Here is a 12,009-nt window from a genome sequence, read left to right as displayed (position 1 = left end):
ATCCCGCCTTATCGATAACAAAGCCGGTTTATAATGCGCTGAGTACTTAGGTTCCTCTGTCGAGTTGGTTGGGCTAAACTGACCGCCAGATAGGTGAGTGAACAACAAATGGCGGAGTAGTGAATGGATAATAAGGCATGGGCATTGTGTTTTTTAGATGAGGGCGTGGCTTTATCGGTGATCAGTCGTAAAGAAACTCGCTGCCAATGGTTAGAAGATAAAGAACAGGCTTATGACTATTTATTAAGTGATTATCTACATTATGTGGCGGAACTTGGCGAGCTCGAACCGGAACAAATCGAGGTGGCTACCGAGCGCTTTAATTTACTCGTTGAACAATATCCTGAGCCAGAAGTGCTTACTGAGTATTTAAACGATTTGACCGCCGGCCTAACTCGTATCTTATGGTTTGGTCCGCTAGCCTCCTTAGCCGAAGATTATGGTGACTTCCCCCTGGCGCTGCGCGCTTTTTATTGGCAAGAATATGGAGAAGGAGATGAAGATCCCGTCACCCCGGTCATGGAAGATGATTGGATTTATATGGTGGAGTGTATGGATGACTTCTTACTGCAAGACGATTACTAGCGCTTCTTAGAATTTTGTAGCGTCCTCCCTATTTTTGCTCAGTGCTAGTCGTGATGGAGAAACCGAGTCAGTGATGCTTTATATAGCGGAAAAGCCCAGTGTAGGGCGAGCTGTAGCTGACGTGCTACCTAAGCCACATCAAAAAGGCGATGGCTTTATTAAAGTGGCGAATGGGGATGTAGTAACTTGGTGTATAGGGCATTTATTGGAGCAAGCCGAGCCCCAAGCTTATAACGCTGACTATAAAAAATGGCGTAAAGAACATTTACCTATAGTGCCTGATGTTTGGCAGCACAGTGTTAAGGCTGCGACAAAAAAGCAATTTAACGTCGTTAAAAAGCTGGTTAAACAAGCGGACACCTTAGTTAATATGGGGGATCCCGATCGCGTAGGGCAAATACTAGTTGATGAAATCATTAATTATTGCCAAGTGCCTAAAGCTAAGCGAGCGGCCGCGCTGCGTTGTTTAATTAATGATATGAATCCTGAGGCCATTAAGCGCTCTTTACAAGACTTACGGCCAAATACTGACTTTATACCACTGGCTACCTCTGCACTGGCGCGGGCGCGCGCCGATTGGCTGTATGGCATTAATATGACTCGCCTTTGTACTTTGCAAGGTCAGGCGGCAGGATATCAAGGCGTGCTGTCGGTAGGGCGAGTACAAACCCCCATTCTAGGCTTGGTCGTGCATCGCGATCTGGAGATTGAAAACTTTATCTCTGCGCCTTTTTATGAGGTCTTTATTACGCTGCAAACTACGACTAATGAAACCTATATCGCCAAGTGGCAGCCAAGCCTTGCCTGTAAGCCTTATATGGACGAAGAGGGGCGTGTATTATTAAAAAAACTTGCCCAAACCGTGCTCAGTAAAGTTACAGGTCAACCAGGACAAGTGACGGCCGTGTCTGAGAGCATAAAAAAACAAGCGCCGCCTTTGCCTTATAATTTATCGGCTTTACAAATTGATGCCGCTAAGCGCTTTAACTTAACGGCGCAAAAAACGCTAGATATTTGTCAGCAGCTTTATGAACGCCATAAGCTTATTACCTATCCGCGTTCAGATTGTCGTTATTTGCCCAGTGGCCATTATCAAGACAAGCACCACGTTAGCCAAGCGATTGGCCACACCAGCCGCGCCCTTGCCGATGCGGCGGCTAATGCCGACTTAAGCCTTAAATCTAAGGCGTGGAATGATGGCAAGGTGGGGGCGCACCATGCCATTATCCCTACCAGCCGCAAGCTGGATGGCAGCCGGTTATCGGGGGATGAGCTAAAAATTTATGAACTCGTGGCTCGCCAATATTTAATGCAGTTTTATCCGCCTTTTCAATATCAAGAAAAGCAGATTGATACTCAAGTGGCCGGTGGCCTTTTTATTAGTCGGCAAAAGGAAGTGGTGAGCAAAGGGTGGAAGGCGCTTTTCCCCGAGCGTACCACTAAGGGGAAAACGAATAGCGAAGACGCTGAATTTTCCGACGTTAAACTGCCAGAGGTAAAAAAAGGCCAAGACGTGCAGTGTATCGATGGCCGCTTGGATGAAAAGCAGACTAGTCCACCAAGACATTTCACCGATGCCACTTTATTAGCGGCCATGACAGGCATCGCCCGCTATGTTTCGGATCCTGAGATTAAAAAAGTACTCAGAGAGACAGATGGCTTAGGCACAGAAGCTACGCGAGCGGGCATTATCGAATTGCTGTTTAAGCGAGAGTTTCTTGTAAAATCGGGTAAGGAAATTCACGCCACCGAAGTGGGACGACGCTTAATCTTATCGCTGCCGCCGATCATGGCATTGCCGGATATGACAGCTCATTGGGAGTCGCAGTTAGAAGCCATTGCCGAAAAACGCATCAGTTATCAGCAATTTATGAGCCCCCTGCTCGAGGGCTTAAATGTGTTAATTAATCAGGTAGATAACATCGTCTTTACCGGCTTAAAAGGCCACGGCCAGCCGTTTCGTAAAAAACGAAAGTCTAAGGCTGCAAGTCCCAGGCGCCGAGCTAAACAAAGAGACTAGAGACTTAGTGGCGTAGAAGGGCAAGTGTCAATATAGCGCTTGCTCTAGCGTTAACACCTCACAGCGTCATACCGGAACAAGTCCGGTATAACGGCATAATACAAAAGCGAGTGTTAGCCTTAAGCGCGGCGTTATGTAGACGTATGCTTTTATTAACTCTGCTTTACCAGTTCTACCAAGGCGCCGTAGCCGGACTGGGGCATGACTTCTAAAGGAATAAATTGCAGCGCGCCACCATTGATGCAATAACGTAAGCCGCCACGGTCTTTAGGCCCATCCTCAAATACATGACCTAAGTGGGAATCAGCTACGCGAGAGCGAACTTCGATGCGGCGCATATTAAAGGCTCTATCTTCATGTTCGGTCACCACTTGGCTAGCTATTGGCTTGGTAAAGCTAGGCCAGCCACACTGTGAGTCATATTTATCGTTAGATAAAAATAATGGCTCGCCGCTGACCACGTCGACATAAATACCTGGCGCAAACAGATAATCATATTCATGGCTATAGGCGCGCTCGGTGCCGGCTTTTTGAGTAATATTATATTGCGCCTTAGTCAGCGTAGTTTTGAGCGCACTCTTATCAAAGTTTGCGTAACGCTTAGCCTCTAATGCTTGGTTAACCGTATCCGCCGGTGCGAGCTTTGCCGCAGGCGTAATGGGAGTAGCATCTTCAAGCTCATCGTCGGCCAAGCTTAAGTCCACATGACAATAGCCATTAGGATTTTTAGCTAAATAATCTTGATGGTAAATTTCGGCTTTATAAAAATGTTCGAGTGGCTGCTCTTCTACCACAATTTTTTGCTTATATTTCCCTTGCTGCTCTTTAATGACTTTGTCGATCACGGTGCGCTCGCTGTTATCGATATAATAAATACCGGTGCGATACTGAATCCCGCGATCGTTGCCTTGTTTATTGAGGCTAGTGGGATCAATGACCCTAAAATAATACTGCAACAGCTTTTCTAAGCTTATTTTATTGGCGTCATAGATAACTTGCACCGCCTCAGCATGGCCGGAGCCGCCAATCACTTGCTCATAGCTTGGATTGTTGAGTTTAGGATCGCCATTAGCATAGCCAGATATTGCATCTACCACCCCAGTAATACGCTCCATATAAGCTTCTACACCCCAAAAGCAGCCACCGGCTAGATATATAGTACGGGTCTCGATGGGCAGTCCTTGCTCGTTATAATAAACCCCCTCTTCCTGCTTAGGCTTGCTAACAGCAACTTCGCTAGTCTGACTAGAGGCGGGGGTAGCTCGGCGCTGATTAATACTACGCACGTTAGTGCTGGCGCTATCGGCTAAAGCATAGGCTTGTTTAGGCGTCATATTGCCTTTGATAAGTTGTACTAAATTGCCGTTCTTATCCAATAAGGCCCAGCTGGGATAAACTTGTATGCCCAGCTGCTTGATCAGAACGCCTGTGTCGTCGGTTAATACTGGCAGCTGGGGGTAATCTCCTTGTACGCCGCTATACCAAGCACTAAATTTAGGCTCGGCTTTTTCGCCCAAATGCCCAGGGCTGGTCAGCGTCACTAAGTTAAGGCTGGCAAACTTAGCATCGCTACGCCAATTTTCGCTTTCCTCGAGCGTGCCCAAACACAGTGGACACCAACTGGCCCAAAATTTTACTAAGGTCGGTTTGTGGGTATCAATCACGTCACTCCCTTGCTCACCTAAGCCTTGAGTGATTTGTGGCAAGGCTTGTAAGCGCGTGAGCATCTGTGAAGGCAACATATCTCGTGAAGAGGTATGAGCGCTCTTTTGGGAAACCTTGCCATCAGCGCTAGGTTGAGCATTAGACACTTCGCCACAAGCAAATAATAATCCTACGCTGAGCAGGCTAACGACGCTTAGCGCATTTAGCCGCTTGAGTCTGTATTTTAAAGTGGGTAGGGGCATGAGCTGTCCTTGTGCTTAGTCGATATATAATTAGAAAAAAGAGCGAACCATACACTCTCTAGATTTAAGCAGACCGCGCAAGCAAGAATTTACTTCGCTTATTATTATAAAAGTGGCCTCTTATATTTATTCTTAAATAGCATTAACTCACTTAGCCTCAGAAGCGCGCATTCCTCTCTAAGCCTAACTTAAGGTACACTGAGCGAGCATTTATTTAGGAAACTCATATGTCCGCGACCTCAACCCCCCTCTCTCTCGCACCTTATAACACCTTTGGTCTGGCGCTTAATGCACAGCATCTGGTGGAGTTAAGCGAACGTGCCCAATTATCAAGCTTATGGCAAGCCAATCCTGAACTGCCCTTGCTGGTGGGCGAGGGCTCAAACTTGCTTTTTACTAAGCATTTTAAAAGTTTAGTCTTAGTGAATCGCCTTAAAGGTAAGCAGGTGAGCGAAACACCCGATGCGTGGCTATTAACCGTTGAGGGGGGCGAGAATTGGCATCAACTGGTGTGCTGGTGCTTAGACAATAATATGCCAGGCTTAGAAAATTTAAGTCTGATCCCAGGCACAGTAGGCGCCTCTCCGGTACAAAACATTGGTGCTTATGGTGTAGAGCTGGCGCAGTTTTGTCATCAAGTAGAAAGCTTTGATTGGCAAAGTGGCGAGTATAAAATTTGGTCTAAAGAAGAATGCGCTTTTGGTTATCGTGACAGTGTTTTTAAGCATGAAGCGCGTAGCCACTTTATTGTAAGCGTCACTTTTTGCTTACCTAAAGCTTGGCAACCTGTGCTGGGTTATGGCCCCTTGGCTGAGCTAGGTGAGAGAGCGACTCCTAAGCAAGTCTTCGAAAAAGTGTGTGCCACTCGCCAAGCCAAATTGCCTGATCCCGCTAAGCTTGGCAATGCAGGAAGTTTTTTTAAAAATCCTAAAGTGATAAGTGCTCAAGCACAGGCGCTTAAATTAGCTTGGCCAGCCTTGCCCGTTTTTGCCGCCGAGGCGGGGTTAAGTAAACTGGCAGCGGGCTGGCTAATTGAACAAGCGGGGCTTAAAGGTGTAAAAATTGGCGGCGCCGGCGTGCATACGCAACAAGCCTTAGTGTTAGTGAACCACGGTGATGCCAGCGCCGAAGATGTGCTGCGTCTGGCAGCCTTAGTGCGTGAGCGAGTGGAGCAGATGTTCGGTGTACGTCTTGAGCCAGAAGTGCGCATGATAGGCGAGCAGGGTGAAACCTATTTGGATGAGGCGTTAGCGTGTCTGAGCTAAGTCCCTTACGCCAAGCATTAGTTGCCTTATTAGCCGATGGCCAATTTCACTCTGGTGAACAACTCGGTGAGCAATTATTAGTCAGTCGCGCCGCCATTAGTAAGCATATTCAAGCAATTAAAGCGCTGGGTTTAGAGATTTATAGTGTCAGCGGCAAAGGTTACCGTTTGGCCGTGCCCTTACAATTATTAGATCACCCTCGCTTAAGCCAAGCGTTGGCACCGCAACGGGTAGAGCTAAAACCTGTGATTGGCTCGACTAATCAACACTGGTTAAGTCAATTAGCCCATCTTAATAACGGTGATATCTGTGTTGCTGAATGCCAAACCGCGGGGCGCGGGCGTCGTGGTCGCGCTTGGGTGTCCCCTTTTGGCGGGCAGCTGATTATGAGTATGTATTGGCGTTTAGAGCAAGGTATGGCCGCCGCTATGGGCTTAAGTTTAGTAGTGGGAATAGCCATAGTAGAGGCATTAAATGCCCAAGGTTTTAAAGGAGTAGCGCTTAAGTGGCCCAATGACTTATATGTGAATGGCCGTAAATTAGCGGGTATTTTGGTCGAGATGTCCGGTACTGCTGGTGGCTCCTGCCATTTGGTGATTGGTGTCGGATTGAATTTATTATTACCGACACCCGAGCAGGCGCATATCAGTCAGCCGGTGGCCGAGCTCGCTGAGCTAGGCGAGATTAAGGATCGCAATGGCTTGGTGATAGCGCTTAGTCAACATCTACAACACTGCTTAGCTATCTTTGAAGCTCAAGGTATCGCGGCTTTTCAAGAGCAATGGAACCGCTTAGATTATTTCAATGGTAAAGCGGTAAAGGTATTAATGAGTGAGCAAGTTATTCATGGCATAGCGCGCGGTATAGACGAGCAGGGCGCCTTGTTACTGGAATTGAGTAATGGCAGCATACAACGCTACCTTGGCGGTGAAGTGTCGTTGCGCGGCGAGTGAGGGTGAGGCGCAGTGCCTTATCCTCCTCACACATTCCGCTTCACCGCAGTCACTTCTTAAGCCATACCTGTTCTATGCCATGTGCTTGGCCTTTCGTTAAAATTAATTCGGCTCTGTCTTTGGTGGGCAGAATATTTTGCTTTAAATTTTGGTAGTTAATTTCTTGCCAAATACGACTGGCGGTGGCCACGGCTTCTGCCTGTGATAGTTGAGCGTAATGATGAAAATAAGAGTCGGGATCACTAAAGGCGCCGTCGCGCAGCTTTAAAAAGCGCTCTACATACCAAGTCTTTAACAATGAAGGCTCGGCATCGACAAAAATAGAAAAATCCACAAAATCTGACACAAACACGCGGTGGGGCTCATGAGGGTAATCCATGCCGCTTTGTAATACGTTTAACCCCTCAATAATAACGATATCGGGCTGTTCTACTACTTCTTCAGCACCGGGAATAACGTCATAGCTTAAATGAGAATAAACGGGGGCCGTGACTCTGGGCTTGCCTGACTTTATGTCTGATACAAACTGTACCAGTCGTCGAATATCATACGACTCAGGGAAACCTTTCTTATGCATCAGCCCGCGCGCTTCTAGCTCGCTATTGGGATACAAAAAGCCATCGGTCGTTACTAATGCCACCTTGGGGTGTTGCGGCCAGCGCGCTAATAATGCAGCCATAATTCGTGCTGTAGTACTTTTACCCACCGCTACTGAACCCGCCAAGCTAATAATGTAGGGTAAATGACGGGGTTCTTTTCTTAAGAACTGATCTAAGACCTTGCTGCGTCTTTGTTTTGCTTTTATATAAAGATTTAATAAGCGCGACAGCGGCAGGTAAATATCTCTAACTTCAGCGGGAGATACTTTGTCATTTATGCCACGCAGGCGAGCAAGCTCCGCCTCAGTGAGTGGCTGATGCACAGTATCGCGCAGCTCAGACCAAGCTTGGCGAGAAAAAACAAGATAGGGAGAGTCGTTATCTAGCGTCATAAGTATCAGGTCATAAACCAGTGCTGAGAGTCGCTTGGCACGATACACCAAGGGCTCAGTGGCGACAAGTCAACTCCCCTGTAGTAGTGAAAGACGAGGGCTAATACTAGGTCGATTTGCTGAGAAGAACATAATTAATGTCATTATTGCTGATTTATTGCGCACTTAAACCCAGAATAACAAAAACTTCGCATTCAGCCCTTGCAACACGGTCGGTGCATAGCCTAGAATTCGCTTCGTTCCAATGCCGGCATAGCTCAGTTGGTAGAGCAACTGACTTGTAATCAGTAGGTCCCGAGTTCGACTCTTGGTGCCGGCACCAAACATTGGAGGAGTTCCCGAGTGGCTAAAGGGATCAGACTGTAAATCTGACGGCTCCGCCTTCGCTGGTTCGAATCCAGCCTCCTCCACCAAATTTATAAATAATGCACCAGCGTTATTTAAGTTTAATTGCCAGATTAAACGCAAGCTTTGCGGGCATCGTATAATGGCTATTACCTCAGCCTTCCAAGCTGATGATGCGGGTTCGATTCCCGCTGCCCGCTCCAGTATTAAGCATTGCTGATATAGCTCAGTTGGTAGAGCGCACCCTTGGTAAGGGTGAGGTCCCCAGTTCGAATCCGGGTATCAGCACCATGTTATTTATTCCTCTCATTTTCCATTATTAAAATACACACTTAAGCGTGTGCTTTTTCGATCTCTTACTAAATCCACTACGGCTGGTTATAAATCAGCGAATAATTACGCTTACAATCCCAACCAAAAGCCCTTATAATGCCGCCCTTATTGTGTATAGGGGCGTAGTTCCAATTGGTAGAACGGCGGTCTCCAAAACCGACGGCTGGGGGTTCGAGTCCCTCCGCCCCTGCCATATACCTCGCAATAGCGGGGTCTTCGCGTCCGACATGGACCCAAGTTTTAGACAGGTAGCCTTATGAGTGCAAATATTGAGAGCCAAAGCGGGGCCAAAGATTCCCTGTTATGGGGACTAGTGTTTATTATTTTAGTAGCTGCTGTGGTGGCTAACTCTCTTTATAGCGAGCTGTCGGTGGCCATTCGTGCCGCAGCCGTGGTGGTTGCCTTAGGCGTAGCTGGTTTGCTGGCTTACCAAACTAACAAAGGCAAAAACACCGTTGCCTTTGCTAAAGAATCTCGTCTGGAAATGCGCAAAGTAGTGTGGCCTAACCGCCAAGAAGCTATCCAAACTACCCTGATTGTACTGGCTGTCACCGCTGTGGTGGGCCTGTTTCTGTTTATGCTGGATGGCTTGCTAGTATGGCTGGTCAATCTGGTCACCGGAGTATAAGGATTAACCATGTCTGAACCAGAACAAAGAATGCGTTGGTACGTGATCCAAGCGTTTTCCGGATACGAAGGCCGCGTTCAGAAATCGCTTATCGAACATATCCGGCTAAATGAAATGGAAGATCAGTTTGGCGAAATTTTGGTGCCAACTGAAGAAGTAGTGGAAATGCGCGCTGGGCAAAAGCGCAAAAGTGAGCGCAAGTTTTTCCCAGGCTACGTATTGGTACAAATGCAGATGAACGATGCTTCATGGCATTTAGTGCGCAGCATTCCACGAGTGATGGGCTTTATTGGCGGCACGCCTGAGCGTCCCGCGCCTATTTCTGATAAAGAAGCAGACTTGATCTTAAATCGTCTGCAAGATGCGATTGATAAGCCAAAACCAAAAACACTGTTTGAACCCGGTGAACTGGTACGAGTGTCTGAAGGTCCGTTTGCCGACTTTAACGGCGTGGTGGAGTCGGTCGATTATGAGAAGAGCCGCATCAAGGTATCGGTAATGATTTTTGGTCGCTCTACTCCGGTTGAGCTGGAGTTTGGTCAGGTTGAAAAGTCCTGATTAAAATTTGCTCATAGCACTTGCGAGTGGCAGTAAATAGTACTAGAATTTGCCGCCCTTTTAATACAGGGGAGCCGATTTTGAGCCATGCTCAACGGCGCTATCACCCAATAACGAGGTAATCTCAATGGCTAAGAAAGTCCAAGCCTACATCAAGCTGCAAGTTGCAGCCGGTGCAGCAAACCCAAGTCCTCCGGTTGGTCCCGCTCTGGGTCAGCACGGCGTTAACATCATGGAATTCTGTAAGGCGTTTAACGCTCGTACAGAAAGCCTAGAAAAAGGCTCGCCAATCCCAGTAATCATTACTGTGTACAGCGACCGTTCTTTCACCTTCGAAACTAAGACTCCGCCTGCGGCGTACTTGTTGTTGAAGGCAGCCGGCACTAAGTCTGGCTCGGCGAAGCCTAACACTGATAAAGTGGGCACTGTGACCCGCGCTCAGTTAGAAGAAATTGCTGAGATCAAAGAAAAAGACATGACCGGTGCCGATGTTGATGCCCGCGTTCGTACAATCGAAGGTACTGCTCGGTCCATGGGCCTGGCAGTGGAGGGTTAAGACGATGGCTAAATTAACTAAGCGTATGCGTGTTATCCGTGACCGCGTAGAAAGCACTAAAGATTACGACATCAACGAAGCCGTTACTCTGTTACAAGAATTGGCCACTGCTAAGTTTGTAGAAAGCGTAGACGTTGCTGTTAACCTCGGTATTGATGCACGTAAATCAGACCAAAACGTCCGTGGCGCCACTGTGTTGCCAAACGGTACGGGTCGTGATGTGCGTGTTGCTGTATTTGCTCAAGGCGCAAACGCCGAAGCCGCTAAAGAAGCCGGCGCTGAATTGGTTGGCATGGAAGATCTGGCCGAGCAAATTAAAGCAGGCGAAATGAACTTCGACGTGGTTATCGCTTCTCCTGATGCGATGCGCGTAGTAGGTCAATTAGGTCAAGTATTAGGCCCACGCGGTTTAATGCCTAACCCTAAAGTAGGCACAGTTACCCCTAACGTTGCTGAAGCCGTTAAGAATGCTAAAGCCGGTCAGGTTCGCTATCGTAACGATAAGAACGGTATCATCCACACCACTATCGGTAAGGTTGATTTTACCGTTGAGAAGCTGAAAGGTAACTTAGAAGCGCTGTTAGTTGCATTGAAGCGTGCTAAGCCTGCGACTTCTAAAGGTGTCTTCATCAAGAAAGTAACCCTGTCTACCACTATGGGTGCCGGTGTTGCCATTGATCAAGCAAGCCTAGACGAAAAGAAATAAGCATTTACAAGGCGCAACGACTCACGTAGTATTTTGCGCCTTGTGATTTGGTTGGGGGCTTCGACTCCCGTCCAAGACCGCTGGAGACGTTAACGTCTTAATGTTCCAGCGTAGATGGTGCCGGGACCCAGTTAGAAAAGATTTTTTCTTCTGGAATCTGTCATCTTGGTGTCTCTGAATTGACAGAGGCGTGTGTTTAATCTGGGGTTTTCCCAGGTAGATCCAGGAGTTTAGCCAATGGCATTAAGACTCGAAGACAAAAAGGCAATAGTTGCTGAAGTCAACGAAGTTGCCAAGGGCGCCCTGTCTGCAGTAGTAGCCGATGCACGTGGCGTTACTGTAGCTGCCATGACCCAACTGCGCCAGCAAGCACGTGATAACGGAGTTTACCTTAAGGTAGTTCGTAACACGTTAGCTCGCATTGCAGTTAAAGAGACCAGCTATGAGTGCCTTAATGAGGTATTCGTTGGTCCTACCCTGATTGCGTTCTCTAATGAACACCCGGGCGCTGCCGCTCGTTTGTTCAAAGATTTTGCTAAAGAGCAAAGCGCATTCGAGGTAAAAGGTCTGGCTTACGAGGGTGCTTTTATTCCCGCAGCCGAAATTGACCGTCTCGCAAAACTGCCGACGTACGACGAAGCAATTGCAAAGCTGATGGCGACTATGAAAGAAGCTTCTGCTGGCAAGCTGGTACGTACTATCGCTGCTTTGCGCGACCAAAAACAAGCCGCAGCTTAAGCTGCAATTTGTTGCTTGATAACCCCAAACTTCAGAACATTAGGAATTTGAGTCATGTCTATCACTAAAGACCAAATCATTGAAGCCGTTGCAGAAATGTCTGTAATGCAAGTTGTTGAACTGATCGAAGCAATGGAAGAGAAGTTCGGCGTTTCTGCCGCTGCTGCTGTTGCTGTTGCTGGTGACGCCGGTGCCGCTGCTGAAGAGCAGACTGAATTCGACGTTATGCTGACTGAAATCGGCGCCAACAAAGTATCTGTAATCAAAGCCGTACGTGCTGCAACCGGTCTTGGCCTGAAAGAAGCCAAAGGCTTGGTAGAGTCTGCTCCTTGTGCTGTTAAAGAAGCACTGAGCAAAGGCGAAGCCGAAGCGTTGAAGAAAGAGCTCGAAGAAGCAGGTGCTTCTGTTGATCTTAAATAAGCTG

12 protein-coding genes and 5 tRNA genes are annotated in these 12,009 nt (G+C 47.6%); 15 read left to right on the top strand and 2 right to left on the bottom strand.

Going from position 1 to position 12,009, the window contains the following annotated elements; all coding sequences use genetic code 11:
- The first annotated feature begins 123 nt into the window (after nt 1-123).
- Both CBP12_RS09065 and CBP12_RS09060 read left to right on the top strand, forming a co-directional pair.
- Complete coding sequence (locus CBP12_RS09065; protein WP_086964143.1) at nt 124-585, top strand: hypothetical protein; 462 nt, start codon at nt 124-126, stop codon at nt 583-585.
- Between the two features lie 70 nt (nt 586-655).
- Entirely contained in the window at nt 656-2,605 is a 1,950-nt protein-coding gene (locus CBP12_RS09060) for a DNA topoisomerase III (RefSeq protein ID WP_086964142.1), read from the top strand.
- A gap of 152 nt (nt 2,606-2,757) precedes the next feature.
- Here the strand turns inward: CBP12_RS09060 and msrAB are convergent, their stop codons facing one another.
- Nucleotides 2,758-4,512: a bifunctional peptide-methionine (S)-S-oxide reductase MsrA/peptide-methionine (R)-S-oxide reductase MsrB gene (msrAB, locus tag CBP12_RS09055; RefSeq protein WP_086964141.1), complete on the bottom strand. Its 1,755-nt coding sequence runs from the start codon at nt 4,510-4,512 to the stop codon at nt 2,758-2,760.
- Nucleotides 4,513-4,739: 227 nt separating this feature from the next.
- Between msrAB and murB the strand changes: the two genes are divergently transcribed.
- Together murB and birA are read left to right on the top strand one after the other, a co-directional pair.
- Entirely contained in the window at nt 4,740-5,777 is a 1,038-nt protein-coding gene (gene murB, locus CBP12_RS09050; protein ID WP_086964140.1) for a UDP-N-acetylmuramate dehydrogenase, read from the top strand.
- Nucleotides 5,765-6,730 (top strand): bifunctional biotin--[acetyl-CoA-carboxylase] ligase/biotin operon repressor BirA, encoded by a 966-nt coding sequence (gene birA / locus CBP12_RS09045; RefSeq protein ID WP_086964139.1) that lies wholly within the window; start codon nt 5,765-5,767, stop codon nt 6,728-6,730. Before murB ends, birA begins: the two co-directional genes overlap by 13 nt.
- Before the next feature lie 49 nt (nt 6,731-6,779).
- Here birA and coaA read toward each other — a convergent pair whose 3' ends face one another.
- Nucleotides 6,780-7,721 (bottom strand): type I pantothenate kinase, encoded by a 942-nt coding sequence (coaA, locus tag CBP12_RS09040; protein WP_086965501.1) that lies wholly within the window; start codon nt 7,719-7,721, stop codon nt 6,780-6,782.
- Between the two features lie 246 nt (nt 7,722-7,967).
- Here coaA and CBP12_RS09035 point away from each other — a divergent pair.
- The 11 genes from CBP12_RS09035 (at nt 7,968) to rplL (ending at nt 12,005) form a co-directional block, all read left to right on the top strand.
- Nucleotides 7,968-8,043 (top strand) — tRNA-Thr (locus CBP12_RS09035).
- A gap of 6 nt (nt 8,044-8,049) precedes the next feature.
- Nucleotides 8,050-8,134: transfer RNA gene (locus tag CBP12_RS09030), tRNA-Tyr, on the top strand.
- Nucleotides 8,135-8,194: 60 nt separating this feature from the next.
- Nucleotides 8,195-8,269: transfer RNA gene (locus CBP12_RS09025), tRNA-Gly, on the top strand.
- Nucleotides 8,270-8,281: 12 nt separating this feature from the next.
- Nucleotides 8,282-8,357 (top strand) — tRNA-Thr (locus CBP12_RS09020).
- Between the two features lie 158 nt (nt 8,358-8,515).
- Nucleotides 8,516-8,592 (top strand) — tRNA-Trp (locus CBP12_RS09015).
- Nucleotides 8,593-8,655: 63 nt separating this feature from the next.
- Nucleotides 8,656-9,027 carry a preprotein translocase subunit SecE gene (gene secE, locus CBP12_RS09010; RefSeq protein ID WP_086964138.1) on the top strand — a complete coding sequence of 124 codons (372 nt, stop codon included), beginning with the start codon at nt 8,656-8,658 and terminating at the stop codon, nt 9,025-9,027.
- 9 nt (nt 9,028-9,036) lie between these two features.
- Nucleotides 9,037-9,585, top strand: a complete 549-nt coding sequence (gene nusG, locus CBP12_RS09005; RefSeq protein WP_086964137.1) for a transcription termination/antitermination protein NusG — start codon at nt 9,037-9,039, stop codon at nt 9,583-9,585.
- A gap of 127 nt (nt 9,586-9,712) precedes the next feature.
- Complete coding sequence (rplK, locus tag CBP12_RS09000) at nt 9,713-10,141, top strand: 50S ribosomal protein L11 (protein WP_086964136.1); 429 nt, start codon at nt 9,713-9,715, stop codon at nt 10,139-10,141.
- Nucleotides 10,142-10,145: 4 nt separating this feature from the next.
- Nucleotides 10,146-10,847, top strand: coding sequence for a 50S ribosomal protein L1 (gene rplA / locus CBP12_RS08995; RefSeq protein ID WP_086964135.1), 702 nt, complete (start codon nt 10,146-10,148; stop codon nt 10,845-10,847).
- Between the two features lie 237 nt (nt 10,848-11,084).
- Entirely contained in the window at nt 11,085-11,585 is a 501-nt protein-coding gene (gene rplJ, locus CBP12_RS08990; RefSeq protein ID WP_086964134.1) for a 50S ribosomal protein L10, read from the top strand.
- A 54-nt stretch (nt 11,586-11,639) separates the two neighbouring features.
- The gene (gene rplL, locus CBP12_RS08985; RefSeq protein ID WP_086964133.1) at nt 11,640-12,005 is read left to right on the top strand and encodes a 50S ribosomal protein L7/L12; all 366 of its coding nucleotides are present in this window, start codon (nt 11,640-11,642) and stop codon (nt 12,003-12,005) included.
- The last annotated feature ends 4 nt before the right edge of the window (nt 12,006-12,009 follow it).

The organism is Oceanisphaera avium (assembly GCF_002157875.1).
GTDB classification, from domain to species: Bacteria; Pseudomonadota; Gammaproteobacteria; order Enterobacterales; family Aeromonadaceae; genus Oceanimonas; species Oceanimonas avium.
The sequence above is the reverse complement of the archived record's forward strand: the minus strand, read 5'-3'. Positions and strand labels throughout refer to the sequence as shown.